Below are 15231 nucleotides of genomic sequence, written 5' to 3' on the forward strand. Positions count from 1 at the left end.
CCGTCCCGGATACTCGAGCCTGTTCTCTTGTATCCCTTGTCCCTGAACGCCGATCATGACCACCCGCCTTCAGCCGTATCACCGGGTTCTAATCTGCAAATTCTGCAACTGGATCTCTTCAACTTGTCATAATATCCGCTATCGGTCTGCGGAAAACGACTTACAGACTCTGGTAGTGACAGGCTTGCCAGCCTTCCGTGGGTCAGCGTTAGGGCTGATCAACGAACTCGACAGGTTCCACGAGGGCGCCGGAGTGCCGCTGGATGGTCTGGGCCGCCCCGTCAGCGATCCGGTGGAGGGACGCGGCGATGCTCGACGGGAGACCCGACAAGGCGCTCTTCTGTCGCATGACAATGGTGTAGATCTCAGACCAGGTTGTCCATGCGACGCAGAACGGAATTGGGGCCAGCAGACACTCATTCTCTTCAGCAGTCATTCCGGCACGGGCACACAGGGACTCCAGGCCCACGGCAACACCAGCGTCGACTTCGTGCCGGCCACTACCGGCGAGCCTGATGGGCGGGGGACCGGCCAGGATCAGCAGCAGCAAGGGAGCGTGGACGCCGCCGTGCGCCTGCAGGCACAGCAGCTCGCGAGGAAGCTGCTCGACATTGAACGCGGCGCCTTTCTATTTTCCCAGCTCAGAGCACCCGTTCCTGCTTAAACACACACCCTCAGCGACCCGCCATGAAACCCCCGGCTAGGTCAGGGCGGGGAGTATCTGCTGATGAAGGGGGCCATGCGAGCAGGCTATGGGCGGTGCAGTATCTATCAAAGACGACTGTTTCCGGGTGGCGCTGGCGTCTCGATACGGGATTGATCCTCGCGCTGTCGGCTCAGGCCGAACGCAGATCGGCGAGTGCGGTGATGAACCGCCCGGGCTGTTCTGCGATTCGGTTAAGCACGTAGAGCCACCATTCCTCGCCGAAGATGACGTACTCGCGCGTTCGATACCCCTCTCCGTGCAGCCGATCGAGTAGCGTCGTGCCAAGCCCGAGCAGCATCTCAAACTCGACGTCGGGTGATTTCAGCCGGTCGCCGTGTGAAGCAACGAGCGCCTCTACAAGTTCACTGTCATGGGTCGCAAACGAGGCTGGTTGTCCCGCGGCAAGCAGTCGCGCGGCGAGGTTGAGATAGGAGTCGGTGAGCTCGATGCTGCCTCGTCGATAGGCGACTCCCTCCGGTTCGAGGAACGCCCCTTTCACGAGCCGGACTGTTCCAGGGTGTGCGAGCACCCGGTCGAGGTCGGCGGCAGTGCGGTGGAGGCGTGCCTGCAGTGTGATGCCCACGTGCGAATAGTCGGCAGCGAGGGCGTCGTAAAGATCGAGGACGAGGTCGGTTCTGCCGGATCCCTCTGCAGAAATCATCAGCGCGGTCCCGAACGGCGCGGTCGCTTCCGCCATCTGACGGGCATGCTCCAGGCCAAGGTCGTAGCTGATGACCGAGCCCACGTGGGAAAGATCGAATGAGACGGTGCTTGGCACTTCGCTTTCTCGAATAGCGGCCGCGAGGGCGATGAATCTGGCTGTCTCTTCCCGAGCGAGATCGGCGTCGCGTACGCTCTCGCCGGCGTACTCGATGCTCCCCAGATGGCCGCGGGCCATGCTCGCCCGGACGCTCGCGACAGCGTCGTCGATCGTGTCTCCGGCCGTGTATCGGCCGGCCACCCTCCTGGCGGCCCGCGCGAGGGCGGGGTCTGACATCACCCGTTCCTTTAGGGCCTCGTCTAGGGCCCACGCGCGCAGAGTGTCGGCAGCCATCTCGTATTCATCGGGTCGGGGAAGCATGTGGCGAATATACCGAGGTCGAGGCCAGCACGCCAAACCACCCGTTTGATGGGGAGCGTCCTTATGGGATGTGTCGTCCGGCCACGAGACTATGGCTGCTTCCGGGCAGTATCCGGAGGAGCTGACGGGGGAGGACCTAGCTCGCAGGTGCTGGGTTGACCGGTTGAGAACGTCTTCCTTACTGATCCGACCGCGTCTCGAGCGGTGGGGCCTCTCCCCGGGATTTTGATGACGGTGTCTAACCCGGATTTTGCATCGGGGTCTGATCGCCGGGCACGATTCTGGTTGGAGCCGTCAGCGACTGGTTGTCTGTGGTTGGGGCATGACGATATGGCCCAGGGGTCGTTTGGACGGCACCGGTTTCCACATTCGGTGGGTTCTTCTCTCTCCTCCGCGTTCGTGGCGGTCAGGGGCCGGCCTTCATGTTCAGGAAACTCCGGGAGCTGGATGGAGACATCGCGTGGCCAAATCCCCGGTACCGGCCAGGACGCTAGTGAGCAGGTCCTTTACCGGTGGCGCGTCGCCCCTGGCGGATGTGTTTGCCTACGAGCGAAATCATGGAACGGGGTTTGCCCAATCCTGTGTTCGTGGGGGTTTTGATCCGGTTCTCACACCGGGCCCGCCCCCGATGGCGGCCGCCCAGGGACGTTGCACGCCAGCCCGTGGAATTTGAGAGGAAAGCGGTGATCCGGTGCCCCGGCATGCAGGGGTTCGGCGCGCAGGCACAGGTTCGTCCCGGGCGGGTCTCCGGTGAGGAGGACGACGTTGGTGGTGTTGATGACACACGCGCCCTCGCGGTCGTTGCCGTGTTGGTTCAGGGCAGGATTCCGGTACAGCTTGTCGGTGATCCAGTCCACCGTGTGTGCCTTGACCGGCGGGACGGGACAGGAGACCGAGAACTCGACTCCGGCGTGGCGGAGGTGCCAGAGGAACTTCCGGTAGGCGCCACACTGTCGGTGCGCATCAGGTTCTTCTCCACGATCAGGGACCCGGACCGGTCGAAGAAGGGATCGGGCAGCTGATTTGCGGGCTGGAGCTGATCCCGGTCATGCTGTGAGCGACCCCACGGCGCGAGGATCGTGGTGAGGACGACTCCACGGCGTCGTTACCTCCGTACGGACGGGGGTGGAGGTTCTCCCGTCGCCACGTAGAGCCCGACAAGGCCCGCTGCTCAGAGCCCGCCCCAACACGACGTGGCGCCGTGCCGTACGCGGGCGGTGGTTGCGGCACCGCGTTTCTTACCTCGCCCGGTTCTCATGGCAGGTTCCGGGATTTCGTCGGTATGCCGGGTGTGGGGCGTGATGCTAGATGGATTGGCGGTAGCCGAAGAATTCGTGGTCGTTGTTGTATCCGCCTTCGCCGCCGCCGATGTGGGAGAAGTCTTTGACGAATTCGATGCCTTTGATCCATTTGACGAGTTTGAAGCCGAGCTGGACCTCGTTGCGCAGACGCAGCGGTGCGCCGTGTCCGTAGGTCAGCGGCGCGTTGTTCATGTCGTAGGCGAGCATGGTGAGGTGGTAGCTCATCTGTTCGATCGGCTGCGCGTCGTAGTAGATGCCGCCGTCGGATCCTTCGGCGAAGGAGTAGAAGATCACCCACTTCGCCTCGGCGTCCGGCTGCACCAGGTCGATGATGGTTTGCATGGAGACGCCGCCCCATTTGGCCACACCGGACCAGCCCTGGATGCAGAAGTGCTGGGTGATCTGCTCGTGGTGCGCCAGGTCGTGAAGCTGGGCCAGGTCGAGTTCCACTGGGTTCTTTACGAGGCCTGAGATACGGAGGCGGTAGTCGGCGAAGCCTGTGGCCAGGAGCGTTTTGTATTCAGTGGATTCGGGGTACTTGCCGTTGTGCCACATATAGGGGGAAATGTCATTCTCGGTGTACCGGCCCGGTTTTGAATCGAGGTGCTCGAACAGCCGTTGCGCCGGGCCGATGAGGGCAAACCCGATCCGCTGGACCGTCCGCGGATGCCGGTAGGTGAGCGGGGTGACGCCCACCCAGATCACGATCATTATGGCCAGGGATGCGGCGAAGATCCAGAACCCGTACCAGTCGCCGGAGTTGCGGTCTGCGTACATGTAGTTGAAGTTCCGCAAGGCCTCTGTCGCGACAACGAGGGAGACGTGCATCACGATGAACAGCAGGAACCAGACCAGGACCAGGAAATGCAACGACCGTGCGGCCTGGATGCTGAAGACCCTGCTGATCCACCGGAATTTTGTGGACAGGGCCGGGGACATGCCCAGCCCAGTAATGAACGCCAGCGGTGCGGCGATAAAGACCGTGATGAAGTAGGCCAAGACCTGGAGACTGTTGTAGGCGACCCAGCTGTCGTCGGTTGGCCAGTTCAGGGAGGCGTACTGGATGGACATCGAGAGGGCATTGGGGATGACCTCCCAATTGGTGGGCACCAGACGGAGCCACTGACCCGTGGTGAAGATGAGAATGTAAAAGATCAGGCCGTTGAGCAGCCAGAGCGTGTCCATACCCAGATGCCACCAGCGGGCCAGTCCGATCGAGTGCCGCCGGCCCGGCAGACCCACGCCGTCCGGGAGGGTGATGGAGTCCTGCTTTGCCGTATACAGCGGGTCCGCGGGCACCGGCGTCTGCATCCGGAACCACTCCTTGCCCGGGGTTGAATGCCGGGTCCAGTACAGCCTCGGATGATCGGCAACGATGGCTAACCCTGCGCGGATGATGGGGATCAGGAGCAGCATGTTGAAGAAATGCTGCCACCCGATCCACGCAGGGAACCCGGCCCGGGCTTCGGCTCCGGGCGGAACAACCCGGCCCGGATATTCCCTGATGAACTCCGCCACCGCAGGGACACCACGCAGTCCCTTGGCGAGGGCCATGGCAGTGATCAGCAGCACGAAGCCGATCGGCAGCAACCACAGCAGGTTGAACCATTTGGTGTTCCCTATGCGCACCCGCGGCGCCACCCCGTATTGCGCTGGGGCGGAGCCGGCCCAGGAGTCATCGACGACGGTGTTCGCTTCAGTTGAGAGTTCCCCCCGGAAGCTGGACGGAGTCCGCGGGCCCGTGGCGGAGACATTGGACTCGGAAGCGTCCGGGCGGTCCTGATGATCCTCACGTGCCACGATGTGCCTTCGGTCGCTGATTCCCGTGCAGTTTCCGGGAGGACTGTTGCCTGTTCCTCAGATTACGCCTTAACCACCGACAGGCGACGGAAGATCCGGGATGACGGGCGCACGCCACGCGCAGGGGTCGACGGGCTGCCAGCTAGACACGCAACGGCAGGAACATCTGGCCGTCCCCTCCAATCCCAAGGCGGGATGAGCCCGGTGGGCCTGTTGCCTCACAGCAACCCGGGGAGGAGTGATTCGTTGCCTCAGTTGAACACCTCCGGGAAGGCTGGCCGGTCATTCTTGGCCCGGTTGACGGGCCGACGGGCGCGGACCCTGGTCCCAGATCAGCGATCTCCGCAACGCAGCCGGCAATAGAGCCATGGCCCTGATGAGTTCCTCGCCCAGGCCCCGGCCGGTGGTCCCAGGCACATGCACCAGGAGGTTTCGGGTGCTTCTCTCGACCAACGTCGCGATCGCCGGCCGGCTCTGCGGTCCCGGGCTGGCTCTGCGGGTAGCCATTCGACGGGTCCGCCGAAAGGCACCCCACCGGCCCGGCGGGATTGGGGATCAAGACGTGAACTGGGCCGCCGACAGCGTCGAAGCACTGGATCATAGTGTGCATTTACTCAAGGAACGCGGCTTGGTGCACCTATGTACATTTCTTATACATTTCGCCGCGGAGTGGCATTCGTTGAGGGCGGGACCCTGATGATGGCCTCCGCGCCGAGATTGGGGTCCCAGCCCGTTGCAGCAGCACGTTCCGTTCTGGACGCGCGCCCGGCAGCTGATGGCGCCCCGCAGTGGAGGGGCCAGGACAGTTTGCATTTCAGTATCCGGTGAACTCCTCCGTGCGGATGTCGTCGTCGTCCACGCCCGCACCGTTGAGGAGGCTGCGCATCGCGCTGACCAGGCCGGCCGGCCCGCAAAGGTAGTAGACAGGGGTGCTGAGATCCCCGACGTATCTGGTGATCATGTCCTGGTCGATGAACCCGGTTTCTCCGTCCCAGGGCTGTTGCGAGTTTTCGGGTTCGGTCATGGTGGCAACGAAAGTGACGTTGGCACTGGACTCCTCCAGGTGTTTCAGCTCGTCCAGGAAGGCGGCGTCCTCGGGCCGCTTATTGGAGGAGAACACAACGATCGTGTGCCCTGTCCGGTCATGGACCGACTGCAGGACCATGCTGCGTACCGGCGTGATTCCGATCCCGCCGGTGAGGAAAACCGCGGGCCTGGCGACCTTATTGTGCAAGGTAAACGATCCATAGGGGGCATCCAGCTCCAGCTCGGTCCCGATGGGCATGTCCTTGAGAACCCGCTTGAACGCGGTGTCACGCATCCGCGTCGTGCACATCAGGTTGGGCTCATAGGGGGCGCTGGAAAGGGAGAATCCGCGGGTATTTCCCTCCTTATCGGTCTCCGGAGGGTCCATCAGCGTGTAATCAGCGAACTGCCCGGCCTTGTAGCTGAATCCAGCAGGCTTCTCGAACTCGAAGGACATGGTTTGTTCGGCTACTTCTATCTTCTTGACCAACTTCGTGATTGGAAGTGACACAGTGGAACCTCTTCTTATCGATTGCGTCCGATGAATGTGACGGCCCCGACGGCAGCTTGCTGCTCTGCCCCATCATGCTCCCATTCAACAGCGCGCTGCCGAAGCCCGCATCAGGAATGTCGAACTCGGCCTCTCTCGATATTATTCTGAGCAAAGATGTGTCGGAGAGGTCACGCACGCGCCCGTGCCTGAAGCCGTCCGTAACGTGGCTGGCCACGAGGCTTCTTCGTTCACCCCCGTCACCCGATTCACGCTAGCCGGACACGACGTCCCAAGTGACGCCATCATTTTGCAAGAGACCAAGACTGCAGGGGCCGACGGCGTCCCGCCGACAGCGTCGGTGCCGCCCCGGGCTGGAGTCAGTGTGCTCCCGCGAGGTCTGGGCTCGCATTGTGGCTGGCGGCCACACTGCGCAACGATGCCGCAGCGTCGTTCTGCGGTGGCGGCGTGGTCGCGCCTCGATCCGCGAGGGCTTTCGTCTTCGTCACGGCCTGCCGCTGGGCCTTTGTTAGCTCCACGAAAACGGGCATCGCTGGCAACCGCTGCCAACACCTTCAACCATCGCAGGGGGAAGGCTTTCAACTGAGGCAACGTACCCGGCTCCCCGGACCTTTTCCATGAGTCGACGCGGAGGGTTGACCTTTGCCTGCGCGGTCGTAGACTCACAGGTGAGGCCGCCGTCAGACCATGTATGTCCCTGGAAGGCGGCTCACGGAGCGAGGAGGGCCTGGTGTCAAAGACCGCATCTTGGACTCTTTACCGCGGGCAACAGGGACAGTGGGCGTGGGTTGCCCACCGTATTACCGGCGTTGCTATTTTCTTTTTTCTCCTCGTGCATGTTCTGGATACTTCCATGGTCCGGGTGTCGCCGGAGGCCTATAACGCCGTCATAGGCACCTACAAGAACCCGGTCATGGGCATAGGGGAGGCCGGCTTGGTCGCGGCCGTGGTCTTCCATGCGTTCGGCGGTATGCGGATTATCCTCATCGATTTCTGGAAGAAAGGCCCCAAGTATCATGTCCAAATGCTCTGGGGTGTCCTCGGTTTATGGGCCGTGGTGATGATCCCCTTCCTTTTCATCCACCTTTCCCATGTTTTTGGCGGCCACTAATGTCCGCCATCGTGGGAAACCGGAACAGCGCCAACAGGGAGTGTGAGAGTCCATGAGCAGCCCGCAGGCTACCGAACCCCCCTCAAAGATAGATCTGCCGCACTCTGTTGGAGGCGGCGAGATCCCCACCTTCGAAGTCACGTTGCGGATCCGCCGCTACAATCCGGAAGTCTCCGACGTGGCGCGCTGGGAAGACTACCCGCTGACCATGTATGGCACGGACCGGGTCCTGGATGCGCTGCACAAGATCAAATGGGAAATTGACGGCTCGCTGTCCTTCCGGCGTTCCTGCGCCCACGGGGTGTGCGGTTCTGATGCCATGCGGATCAACGGCCGCAACCGCCTGGCCTGCAAGGTTTTGCTCAAGGACCTGAACCTGGACAAGCCGGTGACCGTTGAGGCCATCAAGGGCCTGCCGGTGGAGAAGGACCTGATTGTGGACATGGAACCGTTCTTCCAGTCCTACCGTGAGATCATGCCGTACTTCATCGGTGCCGGCCACGAGCCGACGAAGGAGCGACTGCAGTCCCCCGAAGAGCGTGCACGTTTCGATGACACCACCAAGTGCATTTTGTGTGCCGCGTGTACGGGCGCGTGCCCGGTCTTCTGGACCGACGGACAATACTTCGGGCCGGCGGCAATCGTGAACGCCCACCGCTTCATCTTCGACTCCCGGGACGACGCCGGCGACCTGCGCCTTCAGATCCTCAACGACAAGGAAGGTGTCTGGCGGTGCCGCACCATCTTCAATTGCACGGAGGCTTGCCCGCGTGGCATAAAGGTCACGCAGGCCATCGCAGAGGTCAAACAGGCCATCCTGTCCCGCAGCGTATAACGCTCCGCGCCGGCGGGCACCGGGCGTGGCTCCGCCGGCCGGCGGACCGCGTCAGCGGGCCAGGAGCTGGCGCAGGACGTAGGGCGGGATGCCGCCGTGGAGGTAGTACGCTTCCTCGGCGGGCGTATCGATCCGTATGGCTGCGGTGAAGTACTGTTCACGGCCGTGGTCCTCGACCCGGACCGTGACCTCCCGTGGCAGCGGGGTGTGACCCTCGATGCCGGTGATCGAGTAGAGTTCTTCCCCGGTCAGGCCCAGGCTTTCGGCCGTGTCATCATCCCGCGCCATTCAGGAACCCAAAATTCAGCGCCCGGCGTACCCGAGGGCACCGCCGGACATCACCAGAAATCCCAGGACGCCGATACCCCCAAGCTGCGCGGCACTACCCAGAACCAATAGCCCAAAGCCAGCGAGTGCGAGAACAAGGCTGGCGGACCAGCGAAACCGCTGCAGAGGAGAGGTACCCGTGGCAAGTTCGCGGGCCAGGACCGGGTCGTCCGCCGCCAGATCCACTTCGAGTTCCCGGAGGCGCCTGCGCTCGTAGTCCGACAGCGGCATTGCAGACCCTTCCTTCCCGGCCTTGAGCCAACGAACAGGCAAGCCACCAACACGCCTGCTGGTTTAATTATCGACCTGCAGCCCGCAGGGTTCCATGCCTTCCGAGGCCCTGTCGGCTGCCGGCATCGACAAGGAAGCCACTTTCAGGTACAAGAAGTCCCCGCGACTAACTCGCCCACCCAGGACTCTCTGCGTGGGACTCATGACAGGGATCGTCCGTTTATGACTGCCAGGGCCGTCCGCCTCGGGGTTCCGGAAGGTGCCAGCGGGCCGGGGCGATGAGGCGGTCGGCGCCGGCCGGACCCCAGGATCCCTGCCGATAGGGTAGCGGCACGGGCGGGCGCGCCAGCAGTGGGGCGGAAAGTTCCCAAAGACGTTCTATTCCGCCGGCTTGGGTGAACAGTGTGTGGTCCCCGGTCATTGCATCGTGGAGAAGGCGTTCGTACCCCAGGAGCCCGTGGGCGGCCGTGAAGGAGTCCGCGTAGTGGAAGTTCAGCGATGCGTCGTCGAGTCTGATGTCCGCCCCGGGCGCCTTTGCGCGAAAGCTGATTGAGATGGATGCGGGGTCAGAGAGTTCGAAGATCAGTTCGTTGGGCGTTTCCTGACCTGAGGTGCAGTCGGCCGGACCGAAGAGGTGCTGCGGTGCTTTGATGAAGGTCAGGGTGATGGTGTGCCGGCTTTGCGCCATCGCTTTTCCGGTGCGCAGCTGAAAAGGAACACCCGCCCATCGGGGGTTGTCGATCTCCATGATGAGGGCGACGAAGGTCTCCACCGTGGAGTCCGCGGCCACGCCGGGTTCTGCGGTGTAACCGACGTACTGGCCCAGTATCGTCCGGTCCGGGTCCACGGGATTCAGCGCCTGGAAGACGCGTTCGGCCTGTTCGTGCAGGGATGCGGCGTCCAGCCGTGTCGGTGCTTCCATCGCGAGGAAACCGAGCAGGTGGAACAGATGGGTGACAACCATATCCCTGTAGGCCCCGGTTTGTTCGTAGAACTCGGCCCGGCCTTCGATGTTGAGCCGTTCCGGCACATCGATCTGGACATGGTCGATGTGGTCCGCATTCCAGACCGACTCAAACAGACCGTTGCCGAAGCGGAACGCGAGGATATTCTGGACTGCTTCCTTTCCCAGAAAGTGGTCGATCCGGTAGATCCGGTCTTCCTCGAACACCGCGCGCAATTCCCCGTTCAGGGCCTTGGCGGAGGCGAGATCGTGGCCGAAAGGTTTCTCGATGACTAGTTTTGCGCCGGCGCCCAAGCCGGTAGATCCGAGCATCTGAACAATCGCAACGAAGGCATCCGGCGGGACGGCCAGGTAGATCAGGCGCTGAACCTTCCCTCCCAGGTCCTGTTCGGCCCGGTTGACGGCGTCCAGAAGTGCCTGTGGTTCCGTGGGGGTAGCTGGGGCGAAGTCCAGATTGGCCGCGAACGGCTCCCAGTTCCCGGCACCGCTCCCGGCCCTTCCGTATTCGTCGATGGCGGCGCGAACATGGGCGCGGAAACCATCGGTGTCGGGCGCGTCATCCGGTAGGCCGGAGCCGATGATGCGGTAGCGGGCCGGCATCATGCCCGCGGCCGCCAGGTGGAACAGACCCGGGAGCAGTTTGCGTTGGGCGAGATCCCCCGTAGCGCCGAAGATGATCAGCAGCTGATCCTGCGGGGCCGGGGAGTGGGCAACACCGGGGCCCGTGCCCGTCGTCGTCATGCCATGACCTCCATAACTTCCAGCGGCAGCCCTCGGGCCTGCGCGGAGATTGTAGCCTCCGGGCGGGTCTCGTGGAACCGGTTGGCCGTGGAGGGGCGGCTTCCACCGCCCACGGGGGCGACTCCGGCGGCATGGGTGCCCGGCACGTCGTGAGGGTAGTCGCCGACCACGCCGGCACGGGAAGCGCTCTTGCCGCGGCAGGCATGCGCCCCTGGGCCCCGTTCCCCTGCGACCTCGGTAATCCGGATCGAGACGGTTCCGTCGCCATCCTCGCGGTGTAGGACGTAGCCCGGGGGCTCCGGTGCAACGTCGAGCACGTCGCCGGGGAAGAACGGCCGATACGCGTGAAGAACTCCGGAGAGAGTGTTCATGGGATGAGCGTACCTGTCCGGGCTGGGTACCCGATCGGCGATGTGCACACCGCGGAATATTTTCGAGCACGAGTTCGACGTTGCGGATGCGGGTTTCGGCAGCGCGCAGTTCAATGGGATCATGACGGGAACCTGCGTGTACACGATCGGGCATTCGAATCATCCACTCGATGAATTCGTCCGGATGCTCAAAGCGGATGACATCGAGCGGCTCATCGACGTGCGCACCGCTCCGGGTTCTCGCCACAACCCGCAGTTCGGGGAACACGAACTCGTCAAGAGCATGCCGGAGACAGGTATCGGCTATCAGCGACTCAAAGGGCTCGGCGGGCTGCGGCACACCCCGGTGACAGCTGCCACCATCAATGGGGCGTGGCGCAACAGGAGCTTCCGCAACTACGCCTACTACATGCAAACGGCCGAATTCGGCGCCGGTATCGACGAGTTAATTGCGCTGGCGGAGAAGCGGGGAACCGTAGCTGGCCTCGCGTCCGTCACAGACCCGGCCGGTGAGGTCCTCTGAAACCGCACGAGCCTTTAGCCTCGGACAATTCACGAATTCACATGCCGCCCTTTTTGGTGATGTTCGCCGTTGTCCAGGGGCGCTATGAAGCGAGGACGGTTCCTTCAGATCTGCGAAAGCCGAGCGACGGCTAGGATCGGGCGATTCCAGGGGTCAGATGACAATCCGCAGTGGATCCTCCAGCCTTTGCTTCAGGTCGCTGAGGAATGCCGCGGCGGTGGCCCCGTCGAGTACCCTGTGGTCGGAGGTCATGGTGATCTTGATGATGTTCCGGCTGCACAGCTCCCCGTCCCGGACGAACGGCTCCTTCGTGGCCGCCCCGACGGCGAGGATGGCGGCCTCGGGCGGGTTGATGACCGCTGTGAAGTTATCGATGCCGAACATTCCCAGGTTACTGATGGTAAAGGTACCGCCGGTGAATTCCTGCAGGGCCAGTGTCCCGGAGCGGGCCTTCTGCGCCAGGGATAGGGTTTCTGCGGAAATCTGGTCGAGGCTCTTGGCATCGGCGCCGGTGACTACGGGGACCATTAGGCCTTCGTCCACCGCCACCGCCACACCGATGTTGATCCGCCGGTGCACCAGGATCCTGTCTCCGGCCCACGACGAGTTGACCTGTGGGTGTGTCCTCAGTGTGACGGCGCATGCCCGCACCAGCAGGTCTGTGACGCTGACCTTTATGCCTTGGTCCGCGAACCGTTCATTGACCTCGCTCCGGAATTTGAACAGTGCGTCGACGCCAACCACGACGGTTAGGTAGAAGTGCGGTGCGGCCGCGCTTTCGGCGAGCCGGCGCGCTGCTACTTTGCGCCTATGGCTCAGCGGGACTTCTACAGAGTCAGGGGCGGACGGGGGCGGCGGGGCCGGCCGTGTGCCCTGGTCAGTCGGAAGTGCCTGCTCCTCAGGGTGTGTCTGTTCCGTTTTCGCCGCGGCTATTGCCGCTTCCACATCTGCGCGCACAATGCGGCCGCCCGGTCCGGTGCCTGTGATCGTTGCAGGATTCAGTCCGTGCCGGGCAGCCTCGCGCCGGGCGAGGGGGGAACTCAGTAGCCGCTGCGAGCCGATACGGGCCGGCGCCGGGACCGGTTTCGAAGTGGACGGGACGGAAGCCTCCTGCGCCGAGGAGTCGGTGCTGACCCGCGCAGGAACCGCAGGTCCCGTACGGCCGGTGCCGGTGCCGGTGCCGGTGCCGACGCCGATCACGGCGAGGGGCTGGCCGATCGCCACCGTGGTGCCCTCCGGGACCAGTAGCTTCTCCAGGATTCCGTCGTCGAAGCTTTCCAGGTCCATGGTGGCCTTATCGGTGTCGATCTCGCCGATCACGTCCCCTTGCCGGACCACGTCCCCTTCTTTTTTGAGCCAACGGCTGAGCACGCCCTCCTCCATCGTGTCGGAAAGCCTGGGCATGACTACTTCGGGCATGGAATCTTCCTATCAGGTGGAGGTGGCGGTCGCGGTGGCAATGGCGTCTGCTTCTGCCGGGCTGAAGCGTGTGGCGTCGAGGAGTTCGCGGATGACCCTGATCAGGTCATTCGCGGTCGGCAGCGCCGCGCGCTCCAGAGGTTTGGCGTAGGGCAGCGGAACTTCCGCCGCTGCCACCCGACGCACCGGCGCGTCCAGGTAGTCGAAGGCTCCCTCCATGAGGGTGGCGGAGATCTCCGCGCCGACGCCGTAGCTGAGCCAGTCGTCTTCGAGGACCACGGCCCGGCTGGTCTTCCGGACCGAAGCGCAGACCGTTTCGCGGTCCAGTGGCCGGAGGCTGCGCAGGTCTACTACCTCGATGGAGATGCCTTCGTCCCCCAGCTGGCGAGCCACTTCCAGCGCCACCGTTGTCGCCCGGGAGTAGGCAATCACCGTAAGATCGGACCCCTCCCGTGCCACGGCTGCTTTGCCGAGCTCGGCCACGCGGTCGTCGTCGGGAACGTCGCCCTTGGTGTTGTAGAGGGACAGGTTCTCGAGGAAAATCACCGGATCGTTGTCCCGGATTGACGCGAGCAGCAGCGCCTTGGCATCGGCAGGGGTGGAGGGAGCAACGACCTTTAGTCCGGGGACATGCGCGAACCAGACCTCAAGATTCTGTGAGTGCGTGGCGGCCAGTTGCTGGCCGCCGCCGCCGGGCATCCGGATCACCAGCGGAACCGGCGTCTGACCTCCGAACATGCCATAGATTTTGGCTGCGTGATTAATGATCTGGTCCATCGCAATCAGGCTGAAGTTCAGCGTCATGATTTCCACGACTGGACGCATCCCCAGCATGGCGGCGCCGATAGCCGCCCCCACGAAGCCTTCCTCGGCGATTGGCGTGTCCCGCACCCGGTCGGGGCCGAATTCCGTTAGCAGGCCGGCGGTGATCTTGTACGAGCCCTCGAATATCCCGATTTCTTCGCCCAGCAGGATAACGCTCTTATCGCGTGCCAGCTCGGCTCGGAGGGCGTCGTTGAGGGCTTGTCGGTAGGTGATGACTGGAATGGTGGCTCCTTCGCTGGGGATGAGGCTTCCCGTCTCGTGACCGGTGACCATGGGATTATCGGTCACGGGATCACCGCCGGGGGGTCGCCGGGCAGGGCGTGGGCTGCGTTCGCGACCGGACTCGCGTAGGCGTAGTCGAAAAGCTGATCCGGAGTAGGATCCGGGCTGGAGTCGGCAAAGGCCACAGCAGCGGTGACCTTTTCGTCCGCGTCGGCCTCGATGCTTTGAGCCTGTGCCTCGTCCAGCAGGCCCGCCGCCAGCAGTCGACGGCGCAGCATGGGGACAGGATCGGCGGCTTGTGCGGTTTCGACGTCGGCTGCGGAGCGGTACCGCGCCGGGTCCACCACCGAGTGCCCCCGTAACCGGTAGCTCATGACTTCCAGGAGTGCGGGCTCGCGCCCGAGCCGCGCCCGGTCCAGGGCACGCCGGGCGCCCTCGCGCACCGCCACCACATCGGTACCGTCAACGCGCTCACCGGGGATCCTGTATGAACAGCCGCGTTTGTATAGTTCAGGTTCCCCGGCGGCGGCCTCGACGGTGGTTCCCATGCCCAACCGGTTATTGACGACCACGTACACGATGGGCAGGTGCCAGACGGCGGCGAGGTTCAATGATTCGTGGAACGCTCCAATGTTGGTGGTGCCATCGCCCATCTGGCACATCACGACCTCGGCGTCCGGCCCCGGGCCCCCGCGGTAGGTTAGCGCCAGGGCGGCGCCGGTGGCGGGCGGAATCTGGCCCCCGACGATGCCATAGCCGCCCATCAGCCGGGCACCGGCGTCGAACATATGCATTGATCCGCCCCGGCCCCGGGACACCCCTGTTGACTTGCCGAAGAGCTCGGCCATCACCCGCCCAGGTTCCAGTCCGCGCATCAGCGCGTACCCGTGGTCGCGGTAATTGGTAAACAGGTAGTCGGAGGGTCGCAACGCTGCCATCAGCCCGACGACGGTGGCCTCCTCGCCCAGGTTCAGGTGGCAGTAGCCGCCGATCTTGGCACTTTTGTACATCCGGTCGGCACTGAGCTCGAATTTGCGGATCAGGACCATATCGGCGTAATAGCCCAGAAGGCGTTCGGGGGATTCGTCCTCGAGGGAATGCCCGGAGTCTTCCGTCGTCGGCGCCGCTGCCGGTTCGTGGCCCCGCACCGCTGCCGGTTTCCGTCGTTCTGCCATGTACTCTCCTTCAAGTGTTCTGGGCTGTGTTCGGGCCGGTGCGCTGCCTCAGCCGGCGCCTC

15 protein-coding genes are annotated in these 15231 nt (G+C 63.6%); 3 read left to right on the forward strand and 12 right to left on the reverse strand.

Annotated features, from left to right (window positions below; translation table 11 throughout):
• Window positions 1-208: 208 nt before the first annotated feature.
• From BLR03_RS24575 to BLR03_RS20865, 5 genes are all read right to left on the reverse strand, one after another.
• Window positions 209-349 carry a hypothetical protein gene (locus BLR03_RS24575; protein ID WP_175460646.1) on the reverse strand — a complete coding sequence of 47 codons (141 nt, stop codon included), beginning with the start codon at window positions 347-349 and terminating at the stop codon, window positions 209-211.
• Window positions 350-836: 487 nt separating this feature from the next.
• Window positions 837-1787, reverse strand: coding sequence for a proline dehydrogenase family protein (locus tag BLR03_RS20850; protein WP_091256217.1), 951 nt, complete (start codon window positions 1785-1787; stop codon window positions 837-839).
• 608 nt (window positions 1788-2395) lie between these two features.
• On the reverse strand, window positions 2396-2644 hold the full coding sequence (locus BLR03_RS20855) for a hypothetical protein (protein WP_091256218.1): 249 nt from the start codon (window positions 2642-2644) through the stop codon (window positions 2396-2398).
• Between the two features lie 447 nt (window positions 2645-3091).
• Window positions 3092-4888, reverse strand: a complete 1797-nt coding sequence (locus tag BLR03_RS20860) for a molybdopterin-dependent oxidoreductase (protein ID WP_091256219.1) — start codon at window positions 4886-4888, stop codon at window positions 3092-3094.
• 814 nt (window positions 4889-5702) lie between these two features.
• Entirely contained in the window at window positions 5703-6425 is a 723-nt protein-coding gene (locus BLR03_RS20865; RefSeq protein ID WP_091256220.1) for an FAD-dependent oxidoreductase, read from the reverse strand.
• Between the two features lie 730 nt (window positions 6426-7155).
• On the opposite strand from BLR03_RS20865, the gene sdhC reads away from it, so the two are divergent.
• Both sdhC and BLR03_RS20875 read left to right on the forward strand, forming a co-directional pair.
• Complete coding sequence (gene sdhC / locus BLR03_RS20870; RefSeq protein ID WP_254788625.1) at window positions 7156-7536, forward strand: succinate dehydrogenase, cytochrome b556 subunit; 381 nt, start codon at window positions 7156-7158, stop codon at window positions 7534-7536.
• Between the two features lie 52 nt (window positions 7537-7588).
• Window positions 7589-8371 carry a succinate dehydrogenase iron-sulfur subunit gene (locus BLR03_RS20875; protein WP_091256222.1) on the forward strand — a complete coding sequence of 261 codons (783 nt, stop codon included), beginning with the start codon at window positions 7589-7591 and terminating at the stop codon, window positions 8369-8371.
• 51 nt (window positions 8372-8422) lie between these two features.
• Here BLR03_RS20875 and BLR03_RS20880 read toward each other — a convergent pair whose 3' ends face one another.
• The 4 genes from BLR03_RS20880 to BLR03_RS24580 all read right to left on the reverse strand — a co-directional run bounded on the left by BLR03_RS20880 (window position 8423) and on the right by BLR03_RS24580 (window position 11005).
• The gene (locus BLR03_RS20880) at window positions 8423-8659 is read right to left on the reverse strand and encodes a hypothetical protein (protein ID WP_091256223.1); all 237 of its coding nucleotides are present in this window, start codon (window positions 8657-8659) and stop codon (window positions 8423-8425) included.
• 15 nt (window positions 8660-8674) lie between these two features.
• A complete protein-coding gene (locus BLR03_RS20885) occupies window positions 8675-8929 on the reverse strand; it encodes a DUF3040 domain-containing protein (RefSeq protein ID WP_091256224.1) in 255 nt (84 codons plus the stop codon).
• 220 nt (window positions 8930-9149) lie between these two features.
• Complete coding sequence (gene zwf / locus BLR03_RS20890; protein WP_091256225.1) at window positions 9150-10634, reverse strand: glucose-6-phosphate dehydrogenase; 1485 nt, start codon at window positions 10632-10634, stop codon at window positions 9150-9152.
• The gene (locus BLR03_RS24580) at window positions 10631-11005 is read right to left on the reverse strand and encodes a hypothetical protein (RefSeq protein WP_091256226.1); all 375 of its coding nucleotides are present in this window, start codon (window positions 11003-11005) and stop codon (window positions 10631-10633) included. Before BLR03_RS24580 ends, zwf begins: the two co-directional genes overlap by 4 nt.
• A 40-nt stretch (window positions 11006-11045) precedes the next feature.
• Here BLR03_RS24580 and BLR03_RS20900 point away from each other — a divergent pair, with 40 nt between their 5' ends.
• Window positions 11046-11528, forward strand: a complete 483-nt coding sequence (locus BLR03_RS20900) for a DUF488 domain-containing protein (protein WP_217639822.1) — start codon at window positions 11046-11048, stop codon at window positions 11526-11528.
• Between the two features lie 153 nt (window positions 11529-11681).
• Here BLR03_RS20900 and BLR03_RS20905 read toward each other — a convergent pair whose 3' ends face one another.
• Genes BLR03_RS20905 through pdhA form a run of 3 tightly spaced genes read right to left on the reverse strand, consistent with a single transcriptional unit; the run spans window position 11682 to window position 15169 of the window.
• Window positions 11682-12947: a dihydrolipoamide acetyltransferase family protein gene (locus tag BLR03_RS20905; RefSeq protein WP_175460647.1), complete on the reverse strand. Its 1266-nt coding sequence runs from the start codon at window positions 12945-12947 to the stop codon at window positions 11682-11684.
• 12 nt (window positions 12948-12959) lie between these two features.
• Entirely contained in the window at window positions 12960-14060 is a 1101-nt protein-coding gene (locus BLR03_RS20910) for an alpha-ketoacid dehydrogenase subunit beta (protein ID WP_368086991.1), read from the reverse strand.
• The gene (gene pdhA, locus BLR03_RS20915; protein WP_091256227.1) at window positions 14057-15169 is read right to left on the reverse strand and encodes a pyruvate dehydrogenase (acetyl-transferring) E1 component subunit alpha; all 1113 of its coding nucleotides are present in this window, start codon (window positions 15167-15169) and stop codon (window positions 14057-14059) included. Before pdhA ends, BLR03_RS20910 begins: the two co-directional genes overlap by 4 nt.
• Between the last annotated feature and the right edge of the window lie 62 nt (window positions 15170-15231).

The sequence above is a fragment of the Arthrobacter sp. ok909 genome, assembly GCF_900104405.1.
Lineage (GTDB): Bacteria > Actinomycetota > Actinomycetes > Actinomycetales > Micrococcaceae > Arthrobacter > Arthrobacter humicola.

What these genes read in the sequence shown, in the direction of transcription:
- BLR03_RS24575 (WP_175460646.1), bottom strand. Translation starts at nt 349, where the DNA reads ATGCGACAGAAGAGCGCCTTGTCGGGTCTCCCGTCGAGCATCGCCGCG.
- BLR03_RS20850 (WP_091256217.1), bottom strand. Translation starts at nt 1,787, where the DNA reads ATGCTTCCCCGACCCGATGAATACGAGATGGCTGCCGACACTCTGCGC.
- BLR03_RS20875 (WP_091256222.1), top strand. Translation starts at nt 7,589, where the DNA reads ATGAGCAGCCCGCAGGCTACCGAACCCCCCTCAAAGATAGATCTGCCG.
- BLR03_RS20880 (WP_091256223.1), bottom strand. Translation starts at nt 8,659, where the DNA reads ATGGCGCGGGATGATGACACGGCCGAAAGCCTGGGCCTGACCGGGGAA.
- BLR03_RS20885 (WP_091256224.1), bottom strand. Translation starts at nt 8,929, where the DNA reads ATGCCGCTGTCGGACTACGAGCGCAGGCGCCTCCGGGAACTCGAAGTG.
- zwf (WP_091256225.1), bottom strand. Translation starts at nt 10,634, where the DNA reads ATGACGACGACGGGCACGGGCCCCGGTGTTGCCCACTCCCCGGCCCCG.
- BLR03_RS24580 (WP_091256226.1), bottom strand. Translation starts at nt 11,005, where the DNA reads ATGAACACTCTCTCCGGAGTTCTTCACGCGTATCGGCCGTTCTTCCCC.
- BLR03_RS20900 (WP_217639822.1), top strand. Translation starts at nt 11,046, where the DNA reads ATGTGCACACCGCGGAATATTTTCGAGCACGAGTTCGACGTTGCGGAT.
- BLR03_RS20905 (WP_175460647.1), bottom strand. Translation starts at nt 12,947, where the DNA reads ATGCCCGAAGTAGTCATGCCCAGGCTTTCCGACACGATGGAGGAGGGC.
- pdhA (WP_091256227.1), bottom strand. Translation starts at nt 15,169, where the DNA reads ATGGCAGAACGACGGAAACCGGCAGCGGTGCGGGGCCACGAACCGGCA.